General features: G+C 68.1%; 16 protein-coding genes and 1 pseudogene. 3 read left to right on the top strand and 14 right to left on the bottom strand.

Annotated features, from left to right (window positions below; all coding sequences use genetic code 11):
* Window positions 1–65 precede the first annotated feature (65 nt).
* The 4 genes from OG245_RS10525 to OG245_RS10510 all read right to left on the bottom strand — a co-directional run bounded on the left by OG245_RS10525 (window position 66) and on the right by OG245_RS10510 (window position 3,622).
* Window positions 66–314, bottom strand: a complete 249-nt coding sequence (locus tag OG245_RS10525) for an acyl carrier protein (RefSeq protein ID WP_014045780.1) — start codon at window positions 312–314, stop codon at window positions 66–68.
* Window positions 315–377: 63 nt separating this feature from the next.
* Window positions 378–1,409 (bottom strand): ketoacyl-ACP synthase III, encoded by a 1,032-nt coding sequence (locus OG245_RS10520; protein WP_371623262.1) that lies wholly within the window; start codon window positions 1,407–1,409, stop codon window positions 378–380.
* A gap of 9 nt (window positions 1,410–1,418) precedes the next feature.
* Entirely contained in the window at window positions 1,419–2,333 is a 915-nt protein-coding gene (locus OG245_RS10515; RefSeq protein WP_371623261.1) for an ACP S-malonyltransferase, read from the bottom strand.
* Window positions 2,334–2,422: 89 nt separating this feature from the next.
* Entirely contained in the window at window positions 2,423–3,622 is a 1,200-nt protein-coding gene (locus tag OG245_RS10510) for a PucR family transcriptional regulator (RefSeq protein WP_371623260.1), read from the bottom strand.
* A 141-nt stretch (window positions 3,623–3,763) separates the two neighbouring features.
* Here OG245_RS10510 and OG245_RS10505 point away from each other — a divergent pair, with 141 nt between their 5' ends.
* Together OG245_RS10505 and OG245_RS10500 are read left to right on the top strand one after the other, a co-directional pair.
* Window positions 3,764–4,423 (top strand): pirin family protein, encoded by a 660-nt coding sequence (locus OG245_RS10505; protein WP_371623259.1) that lies wholly within the window; start codon window positions 3,764–3,766, stop codon window positions 4,421–4,423.
* A 76-nt stretch (window positions 4,424–4,499) separates the two neighbouring features.
* Window positions 4,500–4,706, top strand: a pseudogene (locus tag OG245_RS10500) (SGNH/GDSL hydrolase family protein); the annotation flags it as partial.
* 34 nt (window positions 4,707–4,740) lie between these two features.
* Here the strand turns inward: OG245_RS10500 and OG245_RS10495 are convergent.
* From OG245_RS10495 to OG245_RS10460, 8 genes are all read right to left on the bottom strand, one after another.
* On the bottom strand, window positions 4,741–5,454 hold the full coding sequence (locus OG245_RS10495; RefSeq protein ID WP_371623258.1) for a DinB family protein: 714 nt from the start codon (window positions 5,452–5,454) through the stop codon (window positions 4,741–4,743).
* 117 nt (window positions 5,455–5,571) lie between these two features.
* Window positions 5,572–5,979, bottom strand: coding sequence for a hypothetical protein (locus OG245_RS10490; RefSeq protein WP_371623257.1), 408 nt, complete (start codon window positions 5,977–5,979; stop codon window positions 5,572–5,574).
* A 42-nt stretch (window positions 5,980–6,021) separates the two neighbouring features.
* Window positions 6,022–6,525, bottom strand: a complete 504-nt coding sequence (locus tag OG245_RS10485; RefSeq protein ID WP_371623256.1) for a GNAT family N-acetyltransferase — start codon at window positions 6,523–6,525, stop codon at window positions 6,022–6,024.
* Window positions 6,526–6,555: 30 nt separating this feature from the next.
* Entirely contained in the window at window positions 6,556–7,992 is a 1,437-nt protein-coding gene (locus OG245_RS10480; protein WP_371623255.1) for an MFS transporter, read from the bottom strand.
* 194 nt (window positions 7,993–8,186) lie between these two features.
* On the bottom strand, window positions 8,187–8,465 hold the full coding sequence (locus tag OG245_RS10475) for a hypothetical protein (protein WP_371623254.1): 279 nt from the start codon (window positions 8,463–8,465) through the stop codon (window positions 8,187–8,189).
* 110 nt (window positions 8,466–8,575) lie between these two features.
* Entirely contained in the window at window positions 8,576–8,845 is a 270-nt protein-coding gene (locus tag OG245_RS10470; protein ID WP_371623253.1) for a DUF397 domain-containing protein, read from the bottom strand.
* A complete protein-coding gene (locus OG245_RS10465) occupies window positions 8,829–9,653 on the bottom strand; it encodes a helix-turn-helix domain-containing protein (RefSeq protein ID WP_371623252.1) in 825 nt (274 codons plus the stop codon). The genes OG245_RS10470 and OG245_RS10465 overlap by 17 nt, the downstream gene beginning before the upstream one ends.
* A gap of 731 nt (window positions 9,654–10,384) precedes the next feature.
* Window positions 10,385–11,833, bottom strand: a complete 1,449-nt coding sequence (locus OG245_RS10460; RefSeq protein WP_371627856.1) for an LAETG motif-containing sortase-dependent surface protein — start codon at window positions 11,831–11,833, stop codon at window positions 10,385–10,387.
* A gap of 1,542 nt (window positions 11,834–13,375) precedes the next feature.
* On the opposite strand from OG245_RS10460, the gene OG245_RS10455 reads away from it, so the two are divergent.
* Window positions 13,376–19,570, top strand: coding sequence for a DNRLRE domain-containing protein (locus tag OG245_RS10455; RefSeq protein WP_371623251.1), 6,195 nt, complete (start codon window positions 13,376–13,378; stop codon window positions 19,568–19,570).
* 729 nt (window positions 19,571–20,299) lie between these two features.
* On the opposite strand, the gene OG245_RS10450 is transcribed toward OG245_RS10455, so the two are convergent.
* Together OG245_RS10450 and OG245_RS10445 are read right to left on the bottom strand one after the other, a co-directional pair.
* On the bottom strand, window positions 20,300–20,515 hold the full coding sequence (locus OG245_RS10450) for a hypothetical protein (protein WP_371623250.1): 216 nt from the start codon (window positions 20,513–20,515) through the stop codon (window positions 20,300–20,302).
* A 15-nt stretch (window positions 20,516–20,530) separates the two neighbouring features.
* Window positions 20,531–23,932: an RHS repeat-associated core domain-containing protein gene (locus OG245_RS10445; protein WP_371623249.1), complete on the bottom strand. Its 3,402-nt coding sequence runs from the start codon at window positions 23,930–23,932 to the stop codon at window positions 20,531–20,533.
* Window positions 23,933–23,970: the final 38 nt, after the last annotated feature.

The raw sequence follows: 23,970 nt of genomic DNA, 5'->3' as shown, positions 1-23,970 counted from the left end.
CTCCACGTGTAGAGGGTCGTGAATCAGCGGCGCCACCGCCGGGTGGCGACACAGCCGGGCTGGGATCAGCCCTGGTGCTTCAGGATGTAGTCGGCGGCGTCGCCGACCGTCTTGAGGTTCTTGACGTCCTCGTCGGGGATCTTGACGTCGAAGCGCTCCTCGGCGGCGACGACGACCTCGACCATGGACAGCGAGTCGACGTCCAGGTCGTCGGTGAAGGACTTGTCCAGCTGGACGTCCTCGACCGGGATACCGGCGATCTCGTTGACGATCTCGGCGAGACCGGTGACGATCTCTTCCTGCGTGGCGGCCATCTTGGCGCTCCTTCGGTGGGTTTCTTCAGGGTTCGTGCGTACGGACCAAAAGGTCCGGTGTGCCTAGGGGAGGGTAACGACCGTCGCGGCGTAGACGAGACCCGCCCCGAAGCCGATGACGAGCGCGGTGTCGCCGCTCTTCGCCTGACCGGTCGCCAGGAGCCGCTCCATCGCGAGCGGAATCGAGGCGGCGGACGTGTTGCCGGTGGATTCGACGTCACGGGCGACCGTGACGTGCTCCGGCAGCTTCAGGGTCTTCACCATCGAGTCGATGATCCGCATGTTGGCCTGGTGCGGAATGAAGACGTCCAGGTCCTCCGGGGCGATCCCGGCCGCGTCCAGCGCCTGCTGGGCGACCTTCGCCATCTCGTAGACGGCCCAGCGGAAGACCGCCTGGCCCTCCTGCGTGATGGCCGGGAACTTGATCTCGCCCTTCGCGTCGAGCGGCAGCTTGGAGGCGTCGCCGGCGTGCAGGTCGTTCCAGGCCACCGTCTGCTTGATGGTGTCGGACTTGTCGCCCTCGGAGCCCCACACGGTCGGGCCGATGGCCGGTTCCTGGGAGGGGCCGACGACGACCGCGCCCGCGCCGTCACCGAACAGGAAGGCCGTCGCGCGGTCCTCCAGGTCGGTCAGGTCGCTGAGCCGCTCCACGCCGATCACCAGGACGTACTCCGCGGAACCCTCGACGATCATGCCCTTGGCGAGCGTGAGGCCGTAGCCGAAGCCCGCGCAGCCGGCCGAGATGTCGAAGGCGGCGGGCTTGCCCGCGCCGATCCGGTGGGCGATGTCGGTGGCGACGGCCGGGGTCTGCTTGAAGTGCGAGACGGTCGAGACGACGACCGCGCCGATCTGCTCGGGATCGATGCCCGCGTCGGCCATGGCCTTGCCGGACGCCTCGATCGACATCGCGGCCACGGTCTCCTCCTCGGAGGCCCAGTGGCGGGTGACGATGCCGGAGCGGGAGCGGATCCACTCGTCGGACGAGTCGATCGTCTCGAGGATCACCTCGTTCGGCACGACCCGGGTCGGGCGGTAGCCGCCGACCCCGAGGATCCGCGCGTACGGGGCGCCCTTGCTGGGCCTGATCTTCGACATGCTCGCTCCTTAGGCGCCTGCGTGCTCGGAAATGAGCGCGCGGGCCGCGTCGAGGTCGTCGGGGGTCTTGAGCGCGAGTGTCTTCACGCCGGGCAGCGCGCGCTTGGCCAGCCCGGTCAGCGTGCCGCCGGGGCTCAGCTCGACGAGTGCGGTGACGCCCAGCGACTGGAAGGTCTCCATGCACAGGTCCCAGCGGACCGGGTTGGCGACCTGCCCGACCAGCCGGGCGATGACCTCGGTGCCGGTGGCCACGGTGTGGCCGTCGGCGTTGGAAACGTAGCGCACGGTCGGGTCGGAGACCGTGAGGTCGCCGACCGCCGCGCGCAGCTTCTCCACGGCCGGGGCCATGTGGTGCGTGTGGAACGCGCCGGCCACCTTCAGCGCGACGACCCGGCGCACGCCCTCGGGCTTGTCGGCCTCCAGGTCGGCGATCTGGGCGGCGGTGCCCGCGGCGACGATCTGGCCGCCGCCGTTCACGTTCGCCGCGGTCAGGCCGAGCTTCTCCAGGTGCGGGATCGTTACGTCGGGGTCGCCGCCGAGGAGGGCGGCCATGCCGGTCTCGGAGACCGCGGCGGCCTCGGCCATGCCGAGCCCCCGGGTGCGGACGAAGCGCAGCGCGGCCTCGTCGTCGATGACGCCCGCGAGCGCGGCGGCGGTGATCTCACCGACGCTGTGGCCCGCGACGACGGACGGCGAGGCGTCCAGGGCGGCTGCCGAGAGCAGTCCGGCGGCGACCAGGAGCGGCTGGGCCACGGCGGTGTCGCGGATCTCGTCCGCGTCGGCGTGCGTGCCGTAGTGGGCAAGGTCGAGCCCGATGGCGTCGGACCAGGCCGCGATGCGGTCGGAGGCACCGGGGAGGTCGAGCCAGGGAGTCAGGAAGCCGGGCGTCTGAGCGCCTTGGCCGGGAGCGACGAGTACGAGCACCCTCACACTCTCTCTTGTGGACGGCTCCGCACGCCCGTGGGGACAGGGACGAAGAACCGTCGGGGGAATTGTTGAAGTCCAACAAAAGTCTAGGACTGAGGATCCGCTGCGGCCAAGCGCCCCAGGATCAGGGCGATCCGCAGCGTGAACGCGGAGCGCACGTCGGAGGGTGACCATCCGGTGACGTCGGTCACACGTCGCAGCCGGTAGCGCACGGTGTTGGGGTGCACGAAAAGCATCCGGGCGGCGCCTTCCAGGCTACTCGCCTGCTCCAGATAGACACTCAGTGTTTCCAGCAGCGCCGAACCGGCCTCTTCCAGCGGTCTGTAGATCTCCTCCACCAGCTGGTCCCGCGCGGCCGGGTCTCCGGCCATCGCCCGCTCCGGGAGGAGATCGTCCGCCAGGACCGGCCGGGGCGCGTCCTGCCAGGCCGAGCACGCCTTCAGCCCGGCCGCCGTCGCCTGCGCGGACCGGGTCGCCGCCAGCAGGTCCGGCACCACCGGTCCCGCGACGACCGGCCCGGCGGCGTACGGCCCGATCAGGGCCTTGGCGACCTGGAGAGGATTGTCGCTGCCGCCCGCGATGACGACGAGGCGGTTGCCCAGGACGCCGGTGAGGACCTGGAGCTTGGCGTGCCGGGCGGCGCGCCGGATGGCCTCCACGGTCAGCTCGCTGTCCCCGTCGGGCGCGGTGCCGAGGATCACGCACACGTGCTCGGGCGAGTTCCAGCCGAGCGCGGCGGCCCGGGACACGGCCCCCTCGTCGGCCTCGCCGGAGAGCACCGCGTTCACCACGAGGGACTCCAGCCGGGCGTCCCAGGCGCCCCGGGCCTCGGCGGCCTGGGCGTACACCTGAGCGGTGGCGAAGGCGATCTCGCGCGCGTAGACGAGGAGCGCCTCCCGCAGCACCGACTCGTCTCCCGGGGCGGCGACCTCGTCGATCGCGGCCTCCATGACCTCGATCGTGGTGCGCACCATCTCCACGGTCTGCCGCAGGGTGATGGCCCGGGTCAGTTCGCGCGGGGCGGTGCCGAACACATCGGTCGAGATGGCCTGCGGGGTCTCGGGATGCCGGAACCACTCGGTGAACGCGGCGATGCCGGCCTGGGCGACCAGGCCGATCCAGGACCGGTTCTCCGGAGGCATCGCCCGGTACCACGGCAGCGATTCGTCCATGCGGGCAATCGCGTTCGCGGCCAGTCGGCCGGAGGACTGCTCCAGCCGTTTCAGGGTCGCGGCGTGCAGGTGGGCGTCGTGGGCGGGGGGCAGCTCAGGATCGGGTCGGGGCACGAGGACAAGACTGCCTTATCGGGCCGGTGGTTCGGTGGGCCGGGGCGACGGTGCACCGTACCGGCGGGTAGACGAACACCTGACGCAACTGTTCCGCTTCCGCGGCGGTACGACGGGGCGTCTCCGGGCTACCGTGGCCGGGTGATTTCCGTGCACCGGTCCGATGACCGCTACCGGGGCGGGGACGAGGCCGCCGGGATCGTCACCCGGCACGCCCTCTCCTTCGGTCCCCACTACGACCCGGACAACCTCCGCTTCGGCCCGATCCTGGCCTGCAACGAGGAACGCCTCGCCCCCGGTGCGGGCTTCGAGGAGCACGCGCACAGCCATACGGAGATCGTCACCTGGGTCGTCGAGGGCGAGCTGACCCACCGCGACTCGGCCGGCCACTCCACCGTCGTCCGCGCCGGGGACGTGGCCCACCTGAGCGCCGCCTCCGGCGTCCGCCACGTCGAACGCAACGACGGCGCCGACCCGTTGACCTTCCTCCAGATGTGGCTGGCCCCCCTGGAGCCGGGCGGCGAACCCTCGTACACGGTGGTCCCCGGCATCGCCGACTCCACTCCGTACGCCCTGCCCGGCGCGGGCGCGATGCTCCATGCCCGCCGCCTGAGCGGGGGCGAGCGCACGGCGGTCCCGGACGCGGCGCGCGCCTACGTCCACGTGGTGCGGGGGCGGGTCGCCCTGGCCGACGCGGAACTGGGCCCCGGCGACGCCGCCCGGATCACCGGAGCGGAGGGGCTGGAGGCGGTCGCCGTGGCGGGGCCCGCGGAGCTGCTGGTGTGGGAGCTGGCGGGGTGAGGCCCGACGGCGCCGGCTCGCGAAGGGGAGCGGCGGCCTGATCCTCGTGCGGCCTTTTCTTCAAGACCACCCGACGGACCCGCCGCCGATCTCCTACCGGGAGGCGACGCCCGCGGCGGTCGTCGGCGTCCTCGTCCAGCGCACCGTGCTGCGGCGCAGCCTCGACACGATCTCGCGGCGGCGGGGTCTCGTCCTCACGACCGACCACATCCACCAGAACAGCCGCGGCGCCTCCCTCGTCGCCGAGGCCATCGACACCGGTCTGCTGACCCGGAGCGCGTAGCGGCGGCCGGGCGCTTCCGGGGCCCGGCGGTGCCTCACAGGGAGCGGCGGGCCCGCCAGAGGTCGCGGAGCAGGGCGATCTCGGCCATGTGGTGGATGAGTTCCAGGTTGGCGTTGGCCAGCACACCGATGTACGGGTCGTCGGGGTCGGAGCCGTACGGATACTGCGAGAGCCCGACCGTGTCGAGCTGCTCGTCGGTGAGCGTGGCGATGCTCGCGCGGTGGCGGTCGATCGTCTTCCAGAACCGGTCGAGCGCCAGGGAGGCGGACGGCGTGAAGTCGACCAGGAGGTGCGGATCCCGCCGCCGTTCGCCGAAGGTCCACTCCCACCGGCCCGCGAAGTCGGAGTGCAGGTGGGCCAGCCGCCAGGCGATGGTGGTGACCGGCACGACGTCGGGCTCCGGCTCACCGGTGAACGCGAGGACCTCCGCTACCCGTTCGGCGCTCACGCTCCAGTCCTCGGCGATCTTCGCCACGGACATGCCGCCCGCCGCCTGCCGCGCGACCTCCGCGTACTCGCTCGCCGGGATCTCCGGCGCCCCCTTGTCCATGACCCAGGCGCCGGGCCCGTACGCCCGCGGTGTCACCGCCTCGTCCCGGCGCCGGACCGACCAGCTGCCGGGGGCCGGCTCCCACAGGAACTCCTCGTCCCCGAGGCCCTTCAGCCGGACCTGGGCCATCTCCCGCGCCTGGTCGAACTGCTCGATGAGGATGCTCAGCCGGTCGGTCCGTCGATCGTGGTCGTTCATGCGCGGCTCCCTGGTCGTCGCGCCACGCGATCCACGGCGCACGGAGGAAGCTAACGGCTCGCCTCACGGGGCGCGACCGAATACCCGGGAGGACGGCGGCCTGCCGGACGCAGCAGGTCAGGCCTCGGCGCGCTTCTCGCGCTTGTCCGCGATCCGGTCCAGCTCGCGCATCGCCTGGGCGTGCCCGCTCATCCGCCGGCTCACCTGTCCGCTCGTGAACAGCGCGGTCCCCACGAGCGCTACGGGAACGGAGAGGCCCAGGACGAGCAGCGCCTCGGGCCAGTCGCGTTCGTCCTGGCAGTAATCGCCCTTCCACAGCCCCTCGTTGGCCGTGCCGCCCTCCGTGAACAGACGTGCCTCGCACTCGGCGGTGTGGCCGCTGCGCGTCTCGACCGTGTAATCCGTGAGCAGCAGAATCGCGCACCAGCCCCACAACAGGGCCGACAGGAGCAGCAGACCGGCTCCCCAGTTACGTATACGGGTGGACTGCTGCCGGAATTCGAGGTCGTAGTCCCGTGATCGCATGGCGGATGAATCTAGCAGCGTGCGCCGGGCCGCCGATCCGCCTCAGGGCAACGTGCGGGTGAGCCAGACCACTTCGCCGTTCTCCTCCATGGAGACGCGGACCCGTTCGAACGCGAGCTTCTCCAGGACGCGGAACGACGGGGTGTTCCACGTGGCGACGGTCGACCAGAGCCTCTTCCGCCCGGTGGCCGCGGCGGCTTCGAGCACCGCACCGGCCGCCTCGGTGGCATAGCCGTGCCCGTGGGCGCGCTGGAACAGCTCGTACGCGATCTCGGGCTCCTCCAGGGTGGAGCGGCCGATGATCAGCCCGGCGTACCCGATGAAGTCGCCCTCCTCGCGGCGCTGGATGGGCAGCAGGGCGATCCCCGTGGTCTCCGTCGCGGCGAGCAGTTCCCCTAGGGACGTCCGGATGCGCTCGACCGGGGGCTTGCCCTTGCCGCGTTCGGCGAGCAGGTCGCTGAACCCCTCGGCGTCCGACTCGGCCCACGGCCGCAGGATCAGCCGCTCGGTCTCCAGGTGGTAGGGCATGGTCTCGTAGGTCGGCATGGGCCCACTCTGCCACCGCGTCCCGGCCGGTCACCCGGGGCCGGGAGCGTCCTTGCGCGCGCGGACGGCCAGGACGGCGACCAGCAGGGTCGGTACGAGCAGGAGCGAGAAGGTGATGGCGTAGCCCCCCAGCCGGCTCGTCCCGGCGGCCAGCCCGGCGTTGAGCACGGCGGTGGCGAACGCCAGGACGACGACCTGCCCGAGGTTCATGTTGGTCTGCATCGCGCTGGTGGTGTGGCCCAGCCGGTCCGGTGCGCTGTGCGAGAGCGACAGCACGGTGACGCACGGGTCGAGCATCCCCATCCCGATCGCCGCCAGCGGCATGGCCGCCATCGCGAGCAGCGGGGAGACGCCGGAGAGGCTGCCCGCCACGGCGAAGGCGACGGACACCGCCATGATCAGGGCGCCGACCGTGACGAGCCGGTGCCGGGCGACGTCCTGGAGGAGCTTGCCCTGCGCCCACGACGCGACCGCCCACAGCACGGCGGAGGCGGTGAACGCCACGCCGACCGTCACCGCGGCCACCCGCCGCTCGGTGATCAGCATCAACGGCACCAGCGCCTCGACGGTGAAGTACGTACCGGAGGTCAGCCCGCGCAGCAGCACCGCGGTGGGCAGCCCCCGGGCACTGCGCCAGGTGCCCTCCGGCAGCAGACGGGGCGCGAAGACCACCAGCAGCGCGACCCCGGCGACGACGAACAGCAGGTGCCGCACGTCCCAGCCGGAGACGCCGTACTGGCCGAGCGCCGCGCCCAGGCTGAGCATCCCCGCGACCAACAGCGGCGGCCGGGAGGCGCGTTCCCCGGCGGGCGGGAGGTCGGCGGGCGGGGCCTGGTCGCTCCCTCCGGCGGGAGCCTTCCTCAACACCGCGACCAGGGCGATCGCGGGCAGCGCGGTCAGCACGGCCAGGCCGTAGAAGACCGTCCGCCAGGACCACGCCTCGGCGACCACTCCGGCGACCGGCGGTCCGACCAGCGACGGGATGATCCAGCTCGCGCTCATCATCGCGAGCATCCGGGGCCGCAGGTACTCCGGATACGACTGCCCGATGGCGGTCGTCACCGACACCGCCACCATCCCGGCCGCCAGACCGTCGACGAAGCGGCCGGCCACCAACTGCCAGACGGAGACGCTGGACGCCGACACCAGCAGCGTCACCACGGAGAGGATCATGCCCAGCGCCAACGGCCGCCGGGCGCCGGAGCGGTCCGCCCAGTGCCCGCCCAGCACGCCCCCGAGCAGGCTGGCAGCGACAAAGCTGCCCGCCACCAGGGGGAACAGGGACACCCCGTCCAGATCCTCGGCCGCCGTCGGCAGCGTCGGCACCACGGCCAGCGCGGCGAAGCCGGTCAGGAACATCACCGTGGCGAAGGTCAGCGTGGCCGCCGCGTACGGCCGGGAGAAGATGCCCGGCAGAGTGTCGCCGGTGTCGCTCGGTGGGGGGCGGAGTGCCTGTTCAGCAGTCATGGACGTCCCGTTGACGTGGCTCGACACCCCGAGGCTTGGTCTGGACCACCCGGAGCCAGCGCGAAGCTATGTCACGGGCCGACCACCGGGCAATCGCTTTTCCGGCGGCGTCGCCCGTCCTTCGTCGGCGTCGCCGCGGCCGTCATCCGCGCTGCCGGCGACTCGCGACGTGAGGCAGCGGACAGCCTTCCGGATCAGCGCCACCGCGGCGGGATGTTCGCCAACTGCCTCAGCGGATCCCAGCCGGCCGGCCGCAGCTTCGGATCATGCCAGGAGGCTCCGTTGCCGACCCAGTAGCCACGCAGTTCACGGACCTGCGACACGGTGTCGTCCCCGATGCCGGACTCGTTGTAGCAGCACGGGCAGATGACGTAGCGAGGGGCGCCGTACTCGTCGAACACGGGCTCGCCGTCGTCATGCCCGCAGATCCGGCAAGCGGTCTCGGTCCTGTCGTCCTCGTCCCGCGCGCTCATTCCGGTTCCCCTCCCTTGATCACCGCCCCGGCCGACGACGTGTCGGCCGACGCCGAACAGGGCGGTACGGGGCCAGTCGCCCGTACCGCCCTGCTCCCGGTGAAGTCGTTTCAGCGCAGCCCGTCCACGAACGCCTGCCACGCGTGGGCCCCGAGGACGATGGCGGGACCGGTCGGGTTCTTGCTGTCGCGGACGGGGACGGACCCGCAGGTGGGGTTGGCGGCGACCTCGACGCAGCAGCCGCCGGTGCTGCCGCTGTAGGAGGAGGTCCGCCAGGCCGCGCCGCCGGTCACGGTGCACTCGACGCAGTCGCCGCCGGTGGTGCCGCTGTAGCTGGACTTACGCCATTCCGCGCTCTTCAGGTCAGTGCTGGTCTGCATAACGCTCCTCCATCACGCGGCTGATCCGCGCCGCTGATTCCCCCACGGAGAGGGCGGCGGCTTGCAGGTGAGCGTATCGGAGCGAAGCCTCCTTGACTGTTTCAAGGTTGGCCGTCATATGGCCGGAGATGAGGTCCTCGGTGTAGATGATGTCCGGGTCGTCGTCGAAGCGCAGGAGGTTGAACGAGCCATCCAGGCTCGCGTGTTCGCCGGCCTCGAACGGCAGCACCTGGATACGCATCCAGCGGTGCGCCGCGTAGTCCAACAGCTTCTGTAGTTGGGCGCGCATCACCGCAGCGCCGCCGATCGGACGGTACAGCACCGCCTCGTCCAGGATCGCCCAGGCCAGCGGCGGCTTCTCCCGATCCAGGATGCGCTGACGCTCCATGCGAGCCGCTACGAGGCTATCCGGGGCGTCGGGCATGCCGGGGGCGAGCAACGCCCGCGCGTACTCCTCCGTCTGCAACAGCCCGTAGACCACCTGCGCCTGGTACGTCGAGATGTACGCGGCCTTCGCCTCCATGTCCGCGTACGGCTGGAACCACGTCGGCAACTGGCTCCGCAGCACCAGCCCCACCAGCCGCGAGAACGTTCCGTCCGTGCCCAGCGCCGCGTCCAGCCGCTCCGAGAAGTCGCGGGTGGGGATCTTCCTCGTCGTCTCGACCTGGCCGATCAGCGAGCCGGTGCAGAAGATGATGTCGCCCAACTGCGGCTGCGTCAGCTTCTGGGCCTCGCGCCGGCGGCGCAACTCCCCGCCGTAGTAGGCGAGCGGGGAGGCGTCGGGATCGAGCGTCTGGATGTTCGCCACGGCGTGGACCTCCGGGTGCAACGCCTCGCGGCGTTCGTTTCGGTACGTGGCCGAGCGTAGCCATCCCGTCGCAGCCTGGTGACATGAATCACGTACTTGTCCCCCCGGAGGGATCCCGGATCGGACTTGATGCCCCGTCCTTGCTCACCGTATGGGTGTCGGGGTCAAGGCCCGTCCCGCGCACAGCGACGCGGCCGTCACCGTGGCGACACCCACGACGAGACGACTCCGGCTGTCCTGGCGCCGCAGGTGGGCGAGCTCGTGCTCAAGGATGTACAGCAGCGCGGCACTGCGTCGGGCTCCAGCCGGTCTGAACGGGGCCGGCTTCGGACGCCGCTGATGCGTGCCATAGGTTCCCGGAGTCGTTTGCGGAGCTGCGAGTCGGCGCCCCCGCTCTCATGCCGTGGTGGTGTCGAAGCGGACGGCGTCGACCTCCCCGGCGAGCTTCTGAGCGATGGCCGGCCACCGGTCGATGACGCTGTCCGGCGTCGCGGCCGTGGCCGGCGGTATCGAGCCGCGCTCCGAGACTACCCGGGACAGGGCGTCGGGGAAGGGCAGCGGCTCGCGGTCGCCGCTGCGCCTGGTGCTCTTGGGCTGGGGCGCGATCTTCGCGGCGGCGCGAGCGGTCTAGAGGACAATGGGTGCCAGGTCGGCGCCGCTCGCGATGGTGGTACAGCGGCGGGCCCGGCGCGCATTGTGCCTGCCGGGCCCGCCTATGAACTGCATTCCGGCTACTGGACTGCTGTCTTCTTCCTGCGCAGGAAGAACACCGCCGCGCCACCTGCGGCGACGAAGGCCACCGCGATACCCGCGATCAGCGGCGTGGAACTGGAGCTACCGGTTTCCGCGAGGTCACCACCACCACCGCCGGTGGTGCCGCCTTCCGTGCCACCGGTCGTGTCACCCGAAGGGCTGGGGCTCGGGCTAGAAGAAGGGGTTTCGCCACCGCCGCTCGTGCCAGGGGCAGGGGTGCCCTGGGTCTCGCAGTCCAGGACTCCCTGGAACCGCTCCGAGAAGCCGTTGGGGCCGGTGACGGTGAAGTCGTACGCCTCGTCCTCACCGACTGGCACGGTCACGGTCTTGCTCTCGCCCGCACCGACAGTGTGCTTGGCGCCGGCGAGCTCGAAGGTGAAGGGGGTGTCCCCGGCGTTGCCGGCCGTGACGTCGATGCCGCTATCCGTGCAGTTCTTCTTCGCGGTGACCGAAGGGATGGCACCCTTCGTGGCCCAGTTCGCGGTCGCGTCCGCGGTGATCGTGGATTCGGTGGAGCCGGCAAGGATCTGTGTCTGACTCTTGCTCGCGCTCGCGAAGGCCCGGCCGACCGGAACCTGGGTGGTCGTCTTGGCGGTAAGGGACGCCTTGCCGTCGGCGGTGCCCGCGGGCACGTCGAAGTACAGCTCGGTGCCGTTGGCGGCCGACGTGACAGGCTGGCCGTTCTTGTCAGTCACCTTGACACCCGCCGCAGCGGCGTCGGCGTTGGCGGCGACGGAGACTGCGTCGGCGTCGGTGTGCACTGTCACCGGGCCGAGCTTGTCGCCCGACTTGCCGGACACGGCGTTCGGATCCAGCGTCAGGGAAGTCTTCGGCTCCTGGAGGCTCTGGGCCTGTGCCTCGAGCCAGTCCGCAAGCTTCTCGGCCTGCTCGTTCTTCGCCTCGACCTTCGCGCCGTCCGAGAATCGCCAGATGGCGACCTGCGTACCGGCGGCGGCCGTCTTGGGGGTCAACTGTCCGGCACCCGCCTTCTGGGCGAGCGCATTCAAGTCACCGGCCTGTGGGTAGGAGTTCCGGAGAATCCAAAGGATCTTCCCGGCGTCCTTGTTGGTGCCGAGCGAGGTCTGACCCCAGGGGGTCTCAAGGTACTTCGCGTTGTTCTGGGTCGGGTTGTGGATGTCGATGCAGTACGTCTGCAGTCGGCCGCCGCCCTCGACGTTCATCTCGAACAGACCTGCGGAGATGGTCTTGATCTTGCCGTTGCCGGTGTCGATGTGGGCCGTGTCGAACGTCTTCAACCCGTCCAGGGTGGCAAGCGCGCCACCCTGATGATGGACGTCCTCGCCGTCGGCCGAGGCGCTGCCGGCCCCGGCGAGTGAGCCCAGGACCAACAGCCCGACCGTGGCCGCTGTTGCGGCTATCCGGCGACCGGTGGTTCCCCGCCCGGTCCCGGTGGATGCTGAGTGTATTGCGAACACAGAAGTCCCCTCCGATGCGGCTCATCCTTGAGGCGCGTCAGATGCGCCACACGAGATACGTGGGAGAGTCGCGAAAGCCAGTGCCAAGTGCCCTGTGAGCACGGGGAGATACTATGAAGTGCGCCAGGCCAGATGCTCCCTTCCGGCCCAACTTCGTTGTTCCGAATCGGAATTGTTACCTCCGCAGACCCGGCGCGCATGTCGGCCACAGGTTTCCCTGGACCGCCTCCGCAGGCTGCCACCTCCACCGGAGGCCGTCCCCGGGGTGCCATTGCACTGGAACCCGGAGCTCCTAAGGGCTGCCGGCCCGGCGCCCCGGCTTCGTTCCTGGTCTCGGCAGCAGCACAGCCGGATGGCCGCCGTTCGGATTGATGGTCGCGGCAGCGGGGCGACCGGATGCAGCGGATCAGCGACTGCTTCTCGATGAGCTCGCGCCTCGTTCCGAGGCATCACTTCCAGGTGATGGGCGGTTCCCGTAGGGCCGGTCTCCTTTGGCGGCAACCGCAGGAAGGCGACGCTGCGAGAACAGGTGAACCAGAATCCATGGGGCGGCCAGAGCGGCACAGCCGATCGCGAGCGCAAAACCACCCCCGACCGCAAAAACCGCCCACACCATCCATGCAGTTACGCCGAATACTGCGGCGGTTACTGCCCACCTCAATGCGCCAGCACCGAGTCGCACAAAACGGGAAGTTTGCCGCAAATGAGTTCCTTGTTCTGCGTTCAGCTGCATGCGCCAAGCCGACGCATTCTTTGTCCCGAAGAATTCCCATTCGGCGCAAAGTGGACTAGGGGTCGGCGTGAGCAGGAGTTCCGTCCAACGCTGGATTGTGGTTAATTCGCGCGCACTGGACTCAGTCAAATTGCTTGAGCAGTCATGAAAGTAAAGCTACGTCAGGGGTTCGGCATCGCCTCGACGTGAATCGTGCGCCTGTTGCAGGCCGTTGTGGATGAGCACAGGGAGGACATCTTCGCGCCACTGAACCCAGTAGACGCGGCCGAAGAAAGCCCACCAGGGCCGCCGGATGTTGACGACCGACCCGACATTTTCGCCTTCGCGATAGTGGGTGACCCTGTCCCCGATTTGTAACTGTGCCTTACTCAACATGGCCCCTCGGACTATGCTTTTCGTTCCGCCGGATGCGGCCGAAACGGCGAGCGGGATACTTGCCTGCTCAGCGGCGACAACAGGGTACCGCAGTAGCGCACGCATTTAGTCGGCTCGCTCCCTCTCGTTCGGTCCGCATGGCCCACTTGCGAGTGGCTGCCGCCCGCCTCGTCGCGCGTCATCGCTCGTTTGGCGGTGGCTCGCGGCAATGGTCAGCTATCGGAAATTTGACCATGTATATGCATTCTGCGGCTCAAGGCGGCGGGGCTCGACTTCGGCCCGCTAGGCCTGTTTCAAGCCTGAGTGGCTAAATCTAGTAATGCATCAGTTCTGAGCCGTTTTCACAGAAGGGCAATGACGTGGCGTGAGGGCTGTGTGAAGATCACTGATTGGTATAGACCGCCTACAACCAGTGAGGATTTCGCATGTCGTCCAGTTTCATCAGAGGGACGCGGCTCAGACCCGCGGAATCTGTCCCGCCGCTCCGACCGGCTAAGCAGCGTCTGCGGCCCGTTGCTCTGGCGCTGACGCTCCTGATGGCCGTGCAGGCGGGCGTGATCGTCGAGGGCTCCGGTGTGGCGATCGCGCTAGCGAACGAGGCCGAGGGCACGAAGCCGCCAGGCAAGTCCAAGGACTTAGGCCCGGCAACAGCCGCTTCGGAGGCGGCTGCGCGGCTGAAGGCGAAGATCCAGAACCGCAGGATCGAGGTCACTGATGCTCGCTCAGAGACGTCGACCACCTTCGTGAACGCCGACGGCACGGTCACGGCTGAGATGTACGCGGGCCCGATCCGGTTCAAAGGCGACGATGGCTCGTGGCGCGACGTCGACCCGTCACTGGCTCTGTCAGCAGACGGTTCGATCAGCGCGAAGGGGCATCCCCACGGCCTGACCCTTGCTGGCAAGAAGCCCGCTCCGAAGGCGCTGAAGGCCACCGGGCTGGCAACCGCATCAGCGGGCGTGCCCCTGGCGAAGGTAGAGGACCGTGCGGGCCGGCAAATGGAGCTCGGCTGGTACGGGTCTCTGCCTACGCCCACCATTGAAGGCACCGAGGACACGGTAGCCCGCTACAAGAACGTCATGCCGGCGACCGACATGCTCATCGAATCCACACGGACCGGCTACGAGCAGTTCCTGGAACTGAAGGATCGCTCCGCCGTCGACGCCAACGGTCAGGTTTCCTACAGCTTGCAGGCCAAGGGCCTCAATGCCAAGGTGCGCGACGACGGATCGGTCAGCTTCACCGACTCGAAGGACAAGACGGCAGGTGTTCTGCCGTCGCCGGTGATGTGGGACGCCCGCACCGACAAGAACTCCGGTGAGCACACCCGCACCGCGAAGGTCGGCGTGAAGGTGACTCAGAACGGTGACAGGATCACCATCGCCCTGACACCGGACGCACGCTTCCTGGCCGACCCGAAGACCCAGTTCCCGGTCACGATCGATCCGTCGATCAACGTCGGAGCCAGCTTCGACACGTTCGTCCAGGAGGGATTCACCACCGACCAGTCCACCTCCACCGACCTGAAGATCGGCAACAACGGGTCAAGCCAGGTAGCCCGTTCCTTCCTGTCCTTCCCGATGAAGAACATCACCGGGAAGCAGGTCACCACCGCGAAGCTCAACCTCTTTGCCTATCACTCGTGGTCGTGCACGGCCAGGGGATGGGACCTGTACAGCGCGGGTGCCGCCTCGACGAGCACCCGTTGGACGGCCCAGCCGAGCTGGGGTACGAAGCACGCCACCAGCACACAGACCAAGGGCTTTTCCAGTTCGTGCAACGACGGCTGGGTCAATGTCGACGCAACCTCGTTGGCGCAGGCTTGGGCCGCCAACGGCAACGCCACCAACCATGTGGGGCTCCGTGCTTCCGATGAGGCCGACCCCTACGGGTGGAAGCGTTTCAACTCAGGTAACGCCGCAAGCAACACCCCGTACTTGTCGGTGACCTACAACTCCGTCCCCGATGTCCCGACCCTGATATCCCCCGCAGCTGCGGCCGCGACGAATGTCACCACGCCAACGCTTTCGGCGAAGGCGCTGGACGGCGACGGTTCGCAGGTGAAGTTCGACTTCGAGGTATGGGCGTCCAACGGCACCTCGGCCCTGCGCACAGGCACGAGCGCACAGGTGGCCTCGGGTGCGCAGGCGTCCTGGAAACCCGCAGCCCTGCCGGCGGGCACCTACAAGTGGCGTGCGCGTTCCTCGGACGCTTCAGCGAACAGCGCCTTCTCTCCGTTCCGCACGCTCACGGTTGACACCGCGGCACCTGCCGCAACGGCGGTGTCCTCCGCCGACTTCCCTGCCAGCCAGTGGTCCGGTACGCCCGACGACGCCGGCAACTTCACTGGCACCTTCCGCTTTACCCCGCCCACCAGCGATGTGAAGGAAATCCAGTGGAAACTGGATTCGGGAACCTGGCAGTCGGTGGCCACCGCCGGCACCGCCGTCACTCAGAAGCCGGTGTTCCGCGCTGGTAGGCACACCGTGACCGCCCGGACCAAGGACGCAGCCGGCAACGTCTCGGCGGAAACGGGTTATACCTTCTCCGCAGGATCCGGGGCTGCTCTGCTCACTCCTGGGGACGGAGACCGTCCGGCACGCCGTACTGAGCTGACGGGCCAGGGCAAGACGAGCGACACCGGGGTGCGCTACCAGTACCGCCGCGGCGAGACGGACAGCTGGAAGGCCGTTCCTGCCCAGGACGTGCGGCGCAAGACGGACGGCTCGGTGTTGCCCGCCTGGCCTGCGACGGTCACCGGAGGGAATGCCGAGGCGCTGGTCTGGAACATCACCGACACCCTGAGCGAAGACGGTCCGGTCGACCTGCGCGCGGTATTCACGGACGCCACCACCACCGACTCGTCCCCGCCCACGACGATCACGGTGGACCGCAATGCCGGCGAGGCTCCCAGCGAGGATGTCGGGCCCGGCAGCGTCAACGCGCTCACAGGAGACTTCGGGCTCTCTGCCACAGACGCCTCTGGCTTCGAACTGACCGCCACCCGCTCCTTCTCCTCCCGGCGACCTGACAACGGCTCCCAGCAGGAGGGGCAGGTCGCCATCTTCGGTCCCCAGTGGACCGCCGGGACCCTGGCCAAGCTCTCCGAGAGCGACTGGGCCTATGTGCGCTCGACCTCGGCGACCTCGCTGGCCGTCGTGGACGTGGAAGGCAAGGAGATCGGGTTCACCGCGACTACCGGCGGCGGCTGGAAGCCGGAGACGCGGGCGAACGGTCTGACCCTGACCGGGACCCTGGCGGGCTCGTTCACCCTGAAGGACACGAAGGGGTCCACTTCGGTGTTCACCAAGGTCGATCCGACGGCAACTGCCTGGCAGTTGTCTCGGACCTTCCTTCCCACAGACAACTCGACCACGACCGTGATCTCGGAGAAGATCACCGTGGGCGGCAAGACCCTGGCCCGCCCCAAGTATGTGATCGCTCCGTCCTCGGCCGTGTCGGCACCCACCTGTGCGGCCACACCGTCGACCAAGGGCTGCCGGATCCTGGAGTACCAGTACGCCACCACCACGACGGCGAGCGGTACTTCGCTGGGCACGGTCGCGGGGCAGGTCTCGGCAGTCCGCCTCTGGACGACCATTCCGGGAGCGTCGACATCCACCGCGACGGCCGTCTCCCAGTACGCCTACGACGACCAGAGCCGCCTGCGCGAGCAGTGGGACCCGCGTATCTCTCCCGCGCTCAAGACCACGTACACCTACGACAGCGCCGGCCGCATCCTTACCCAGACCCCACCCGGCGAACTTCCGTGGACGTTCAAGTACGGCAAGGCCGGTTCCAGCGCTGTGGCCGGCGACGGCATGATGCTGGCACTCTCCCGTCCCACACTGAAGGCCGGCACCAAGGACGAGCAGGACGGCGGCAAGTCGGTCACCTCCCTCGTCTACGAAGTACCGCTGTCGGGCGACAAGGCACCCAACCAGGTCTCCCCCACTCAGACCGCCAAGTGGAGCCAGACGGATGCGCCGACGGACGCCACCGCAGTCTTTCCCGCCGACCAGGTCCCCGCTTCACACGTCGGAGGTGATCTGACAGCAGCCGGTTATGACAAGGCCACCATCACCTACACCAACGCCTCAGGACGAGCGGTCAACACCGGCCTCCCTGGCAGGCACCTGACCGTGGCGCAGTACGACCGATTCGGCAACACCGTCTTCGAACTGTTGGCCACGAACCTTGAGCTGGCCACGGGCAGCGAGCCCTACCAGGTCAATGAGCAGAGCGAACTCGGCATTCTCGCTGACTCCCCAGCCGAACGCGCACGCCAGCTCGGTACCGTCTCGGTGTATTCCGCCGACGGCATACGCAAGCTGGATGAGTACGGGCCTCTGCACCTCGTCACTCTGACCAAAGCCCTCAACGGTGACGTGGACAGCCCCGCCCTTCCCGCCGGAGTCCAAGTGGCGGCCCGGGCGCACACCAGCAACAAGTACGACGAAGGCCGACCCACCGATGGCACTGCCACAGTGTCTGACCAGGTCACCAGCACGACCGTCGGAGCGGTGATCGACGGCTACCCGACCGACGGAGACATCCGCAGTACAGCCACTGTGTACGACTGGTCGAGGGGACTGCCGACATCTGTCGTGGTAGACCCCAGCGGGCTGAAGCTCACGTCGGGAACGAGCTACGACGCACAAGGCCGCACCGTCAAGACCACGACACCGAAGTCCAACGGCTCAGACGCTGGCGCAACCGTCACCCGCTACTGGTCCGGCACCGGAACCGGCACGTGCGAGGGACGCCCGGAATGGGCGGACCTCCTCTGTTCGACAGGTCCGGCCGGCCAGATCACCGGCGGCGGTTCGAACCCGAATGAACTACCGACCAGCACCGTCGAGTACGACCGATGGGGCAGCCCCGCCAAGATCACCGAGACGGCCAACGGAGTGACCCGCACGACAGCCCATACCTACGATGCGGCTGGACGTGCGCATCAGACTCAGATCACCGGCGGCATCGGCACTGCGGTGGCCACCCAGACAACCACCTACGACCCCGCCAGCGGTGACATAGCGACGGCCTCTGACAGCACCGCCACCATCCGACACACGATCGACGTGCTCGGCCGGGAAGTCAGCTACAACGATGGCTCGGGCAACGTCACTCGAACCGAATACGACAACCGCGACCGCAAGGCCCGGGTAACCGACTCGGCACCGTCGACGGTCAGCTACGACTACCAGGACCTCGGCGGTATGCCCACGCGGATCCATGATTCCGTGATGGGGACCATCGGCGACGTCACCGGCCTCTACGACTCCGACGGCCGCCTCTACAAACAGAAGCTGCCATGGAACATGGACGTCGAGTTCAACATCGACCCCACCGGCGCCGAAACCTCCCGCTACTGGCACTGGGAGTCGGGCTGGACCGTCCAGGGCGAGACGACTAGCCGGAGTATCCACGGCCAGATCGCCAACCGCACCACCTACACCGGGGGCGGCGCCTATCAGGAGCACCTCTACGACGCTGCTGGCCGCCTCACTCGAGTGGACGACTCGCAAGCCGGTGTCACTACCCACCGTGAGTACGCGTTCGACGACAACACCAACCGCACCGCTCTGACCACCAAGGTCGATGACGTCGATGGAGCCGCACCCGACACCAAGAACGTCACCTACGGATACGACAGCGCGGACCGGCTGATCGGCACTGGCGTCGCCTACGACGCCCTCGGCCGCACCACCACCCAGGCCAACGGGGCCCAGTACGCCTACTACGCCAACGACATGGTTCGCCAGAGCACGGCCAACTCCAAGCGTACGACCTGGAATCTGGATGCTGCCGGACGCCTCGCTTCCTGGACCACGGAAGAGCAGGCGGAAAGCGGCACCTGGAGCGGCTCTGGCACCCAGACCAACCACTACGGCGGCGGCAGCGACAGCCCGGACTGGACCGCAGGCGACAACGGCAGCGTCAGTCGCAGCCTGAAGGACCTGACGGGTGAACTGATCGCTTCGACCAGCGCAACCGGAGACGCCGTCCTGCAGCTGACCAACCTGCACGGGGACGTTGCCACGCAGATCCCGCTGGTTTCCGGCAGCACTCCGGTGGTCAATTCCTATGACGAGTACGGCAACCTGCTGCCCGGTACCGACCCCACGCGCTACGGTTGGCTCGGCGGCAAACAACGCTCAAGTGAAACCCCAAGCGGTGTGACGCTCATGGGCGTACGCCTCTATGACCCGACCATCGGGCGATTCCTCTCAGTGGACCCCCTTCCGAACGGCAACGCCACCGCCTACGAGTACTGCGCCGCGGATCCCACGGGCTGCACCGACCTGACCGGTGCCTTCAGGGTGTCGTGGTGGAGCCCATGGTATTCCCCGGTCTACTACGTCACGGTAAAATTCAATAAGCGCGAAACGAGAGACCTGGCAATTGGCGGAGGAGTGGTAGGAACCTACCTGTCCATCGTCAAGGACTACCTGCCGAAAAGCTTCAAGCACGTCATCTCGGCAGCGCGAGCCATAGCCTGGTATATCGCCGGAATATCGGCGTACGCTGCATCCCGAGGGAAGTGCACAAAGATATATGCCGGTGCAGTCAAGGGGACCGTGCTTCGCACATGGAACGTCTGGCCGACTAAGTGCTGAAGGTTTACGCCGGGAGGTAGGTAAGTGATAGAGCTCAAACGCGGTGAACTCCAGACCGCAGGTGAAGCCATCATGGTGATCATGCTGGCCATGGTCGCTCTATGGTTGGCCATGCAGGGAGAAGGCCTACTCGCTGTTCTGTTTGCGGCGGGCAGTGCGACGTACGTGGGGGATGTCCTGCGTAGAGCTCGAAAGAGACGGCGTGCTTAGCTGAAAGAGCGATTCGCAGCAGGCCGGTTTCCTCATGAAACTGGCCTGCTGGCATCAGTAGGGACGCCGTCGTTGGCTTGCCTCCCGCCTGCCCTTGCTCCTGCTTCGTCAGCACCACGGCCGGCAGTAACGCAGCCTTCCACCGCTGAACCCATCGCGATGCCGACTCCGATTCCGGCAGCCCTTGCGCATACTCCGCCGAGTCCGGCGTTCCGCATCCGGCCGGCGGCATCAACGTCGTCTACTCCCGGAGTACCGCCGGGTGCTTCGCGTGGACGGCCTGCGCTGCCTGCCCTGCGAGCCCCCAACCGTTGCCGGTTGGGGGCTCGCAGGCTGTTCGCGCTGCTCTTCCACAGGTCGGATACGGAGTGCTCGACAACGGTGAATCACAGCTCGTCCAGTGGGCCGACAAGGCGGCGGCCGTTCCCTCTTGAGCGCTCCGGCCGCGATCTCTTGGCGCGGTTGGTGGCGTCCTGCTCCTGGGCGGCCGTCACGCCTGGGTCATGTGGCGTCTCGCCATCAGCTCCTGGAGATCTCACCCACGACATAGGCGCCGGCCGAGATGAAGCAGACCACGCCTACTCCCAGGAAGAGAAATCGGGTGACCGACTTGCCGATCACTGCATTGCGCTCGTCCTGTCGCGCCGCGATCATTCTGCCTTGTGCCCGGGATGCGTAGATTCCGATGGCGACGAACAGGACTCCGAGCAGGACGAGCACGGCAGCGACAATCATGATGGGTCTCCTGGTCTAAAATTGCCTGTTGACAAAGTCTTCGGCGGCGTAACTCCCGAATTCCGTCGCTGCGTAGCAGCCGACTCCGACCGCAAGGCCCACGCCACCGGTGGTGGCGCCGAAGGCGGCTGCTGTAGCCCCGCAGGTGGCCCCGACGAGCGCGCCACCAGCCATGCCCGCCAGACCGGCAAAGCCCGCTTTCGTATCGCCACTGGCGAAGTCACTCACGACTCCGCCAATGTCGAATGCTGTTCCAGCCTTGTCCACGAATCCGCCCAGGCTGAGGAGTCCGGTGGGGTCGATGCGGTTGACGGGGTCGCCTTCGGCGTAGAGGTAGGGGTTCTGTTCCTGGCCGGAGGGGTCGGGGGTGGTGAAGCGGCCGATGTTGGGGTCGTAGTAGCGGGCCGCGAAGTGGTAGAGGCCGGTGGGGTCCTGGTAGCCGCCGGTGAAGCGGTAGGGCTGGGGGACCGTTTCGGTGGTGGTGGTGGTGCGCTGGACGCCGCGGGGGCTGTAGGCGTAGGTGTTGACCTTGGTGCCGGCTTCGTCTGTCAGGGCGACGACGCTGCCGAGTGCGTCGGTCAGGTAGTAGTGGTTCTTCCCCCCGCGGGTCATGGAGTTCAGCGTGCCCCCGGGCTCGCGGTTGAATCCCGTGTCCACACCGGCCGTCGAGGTGGCGGCCAGGCCGAGGGGCCCGTTGTGGAAGAAGGTGTCGCCGAGCTTGATCCGCTCGGACTGGTCGGTGGAGCCGTACTGCCCGGCATAGGTCTTGCCGCCGGTCGTGATCGACGTCATCTGCGAGTAGTCGGTCCACTTGACGCCGGTGCGGGTGCCCTCCGGAGTGGAGGCACCTGCGGTCTCGTTGCCGATCTGGTCGTAGGACCAGTTCGTTGTGGAGCCGTTCTTCGCGGTGATCTGCTGGGCGTCGTTGACCGTGTAGGTGGTGCCGCGGGGGCAGCCCTTGTCGACGCCCTGCGAGGTGAGGTTCCCGGCCAGGTCGTAGCAGTACTGCCAGGAGGCGTTCAGCGTGCTGCCCTTGTTCTCCGCCGCGTAGGCGAAGCGGCCCGCCTTGTCGTACTCGTAGCTCGTCTTCGTCCCCGCGACCGCGTCGGTGGTGGTACCGATCTTGCCGCCGTCCTTGCCGTCCGGGCGGGCGTAGGCGTAGGCAAGGTCGACGAGGGTGCCCTTGGGGCTGGTCGCCTTGATCTTCTCGGGGCGGCCTGACTTGTCCGGGGTGACTTCCTGGACGGTGCTGCCGGGGTAGGTGGTCTTGGTGCGGACGCCGTTCTTGTTGTACTCGTACTTCGTGATCTTGCTCTGGGGGTCCTTCAGCTCCGCCAGTTTGTTGACCTTGTTCCAGGTGTAGTCGGTCAGGCCCGCGGGGTCCTTGTACGTGTCGACGTTGCCCGCCGGGGTGTAGGCCAGCACCGTCTGGGAGCCGTTCTGCAGAGTGCGGACCGTCTCCCGGGAGAGCGGATCGAACTCGTACTTGGTGACGCCGGTGCCGTCCGAGCGCTGGATGAGGTTGCCGTCGCCGTCGTACTCGTAGGTGACGGCCAGGGAGTTGGAGGAGTCGACCTTCTTGACGCGGTCGCGGTGGTCGTAGGTGTAGAGGACCGTGACACCGCGGGCATCCTTCACCGTCTCAGGACGGCCCAGCGCGTCATAGGTGTAGGTGGTCTCGCCCAGCGGGGCGGGAGCCTTGACCGTCTTCAGGTTGCCCTGGGCGTCGTAGGTGAAGGTGGTGGAGACCGACTTCGAGGCTGTCATCTTCGTGGTGACCTTGCAGACCTGGCCCTCGAAGCCACCGCAGGTCGGGGTGGCGGGGTTGTAGTCGAAGGACTGATTGCCGCCGCCTGTACCTTCGATGGCGACGGACTTGGTGTTGCCGGCGGTGTCGTAGGTGTACTTCGTCTTCTCGTCGTCCGCCGTGGTCAGCGTCTCGGGCAGGTCCGCACCGGCGATCGTCTGGTAGCCCCCCATCGTGGCCGTCGCGCCGGTGGGCAGCTCGGACGAGGTGGGGTTGTTGCGGGAGTCCCATCCGTACGTGGTGACGTTCCCCGTGGCCCCGCCCACGCCCATGGCGTCGGTCGCGGTGTCGATGTTGCGGTTCGCGTCGAAGGTTCGTGAACGACTCTGCTCCAGCGCGTCGGTGACCTTGGTGACCTGGCCGTCGGCGTCGTGGTCGTACTTCGTGGACTGCTGCTCCGGGTCGGTGACCGTCGTCCGGCCGGCCGCCGAGGGCGAGGTGGCGGAGTAGGTGTAGGTCCAGGTGGGGCCGGTGTGGCCGGAGCCGTTCAGCTCAGTGGCGCGGAGCATGGAGGTGACGCGGTTCTGGGCGTCGTAGGTGAAGACGGTGACCCGGCCCTTGGGGGTGGTGATCTTCGTGAGACGGCGCGAGGAGTCGTAGTCGAAGACCGTGTGCTTGCCCTCGGTGTCCGTCGTCCTCGCCAGGTCGCCGGCCGGGTTGAGGTCGAACACGGCGGTGCGGCCGGTGTGGTCCTTGGCCTGCCACTGGTTCGGGTACGCCTTGACCAGGTCGACCCAGCGGCCGGAGCGGGTCTCGGTGAGTTTGAAGCCCTTGTGCTCGGAACCCGTGTTGTGCTGGGTGACGGTGATGGCGCCGTTGTTCTTGTCGGTCACCTTCGTCAGTGTGCCGTTGGCGTTGTAGGTGTCCTTGGAGCCCGATTTCCGGTCGGTCAGCGTATAGGTGCCGTCCGCGTTCTTCTTCAGGTCCTGGGAGTAGCCCTTCGGCGTCGTGAGCGCCCCGCCTGCCGCCTTGGTGAAGCGGACTGCGGCCCCGGTGGCGTCGTACAGGACGACCTCGTCCGCGTTCGACAGGTTCAGGTAGCGCTCGTACTCCTGCCACCACCGCTGCGACACCTTCCCCCACGGTGCGTCGAGCGAGTTGTACGTACGGGCCAGCCGCAGCTTCTGCCCCACCCCCGCGACCTCGAAGTCCGTCCCCGCCAGCATCAGGTTGCCCGTGGAGTAGTTCACCCGCGCCACCAGCGAATCGGTGACCCGGAAATCGGATATCTGATGCCACGGCACCGAACCCTGCCCCTCCGGGACATACGCGGACAGGGAGGCGGCCGCCGTCCCGCGGGCCGCCCCACGGGAGGGTGCGGGCGGCGTGCCGGTCCCGGCCCGTCCCTTCTCCGCCTCCAGCCAAGCGGCCTTCTCCGGCGTGAGGGCTGCCTCCGCCAGGTTGCCGACCGGCTTGTTGGAACCGACCTTGACCGGCGGTATCTCCGCCTTCGGCCCGCCCGGACCCCACGCGGAGGCAGCCGCGCCGTCGGCTCTCGGAGCGTCGGCCGGAGCGGCCAGCGCCGGGAGTACGGTTGCCCCCAGCGCGGCCACCACCAAGGCTGCTGTCAGAGCACTTCTGCGGGATGTACGCGCACGCCGAAACGGCATGCCGGAAGCACGCGAAACCATGAAGTCCCCCCACGGGA

Origin of the sequence: Streptomyces sp. NBC_01116 (assembly GCF_041435495.1) — a bacterium.
Lineage (GTDB): Bacteria > Actinomycetota > Actinomycetes > Streptomycetales > Streptomycetaceae > Streptomyces.
This window is presented reverse-complemented; position numbering and strand designations above follow the sequence as displayed.

Excerpts from the sequence above, each read along its gene's own strand:
- OG245_RS10470 (WP_371623253.1), bottom strand. The coding sequence starts at position 8,845 with ATGCAGACCAGCACTGACCTGAAGAGCGCGGAATGGCGTAAGTCCAGC.
- OG245_RS10445 (WP_371623249.1), bottom strand. The coding sequence starts at position 23,932 with ATGCCGTTTCGGCGTGCGCGTACATCCCGCAGAAGTGCTCTGACAGCA.
- OG245_RS10495 (WP_371623258.1), bottom strand. The coding sequence starts at position 5,454 with ATGAACGACCACGATCGACGGACCGACCGGCTGAGCATCCTCATCGAG.
- OG245_RS10480 (WP_371623255.1), bottom strand. The coding sequence starts at position 7,992 with ATGACTGCTGAACAGGCACTCCGCCCCCCACCGAGCGACACCGGCGAC.
- OG245_RS10485 (WP_371623256.1), bottom strand. The coding sequence starts at position 6,525 with ATGCCGACCTACGAGACCATGCCCTACCACCTGGAGACCGAGCGGCTG.
- OG245_RS10475 (WP_371623254.1), bottom strand. The coding sequence starts at position 8,465 with ATGAGCGCGCGGGACGAGGACGACAGGACCGAGACCGCTTGCCGGATC.
- OG245_RS10525 (WP_014045780.1), bottom strand. The coding sequence starts at position 314 with ATGGCCGCCACGCAGGAAGAGATCGTCACCGGTCTCGCCGAGATCGTC.
- OG245_RS10490 (WP_371623257.1), bottom strand. The coding sequence starts at position 5,979 with ATGCGATCACGGGACTACGACCTCGAATTCCGGCAGCAGTCCACCCGT.
- OG245_RS10455 (WP_371623251.1), top strand. The coding sequence starts at position 13,376 with ATGTCGTCCAGTTTCATCAGAGGGACGCGGCTCAGACCCGCGGAATCT.
- OG245_RS10520 (WP_371623262.1), bottom strand. The coding sequence starts at position 1,409 with ATGTCGAAGATCAGGCCCAGCAAGGGCGCCCCGTACGCGCGGATCCTC.
- OG245_RS10450 (WP_371623250.1), bottom strand. The coding sequence starts at position 20,515 with ATGATTGTCGCTGCCGTGCTCGTCCTGCTCGGAGTCCTGTTCGTCGCC.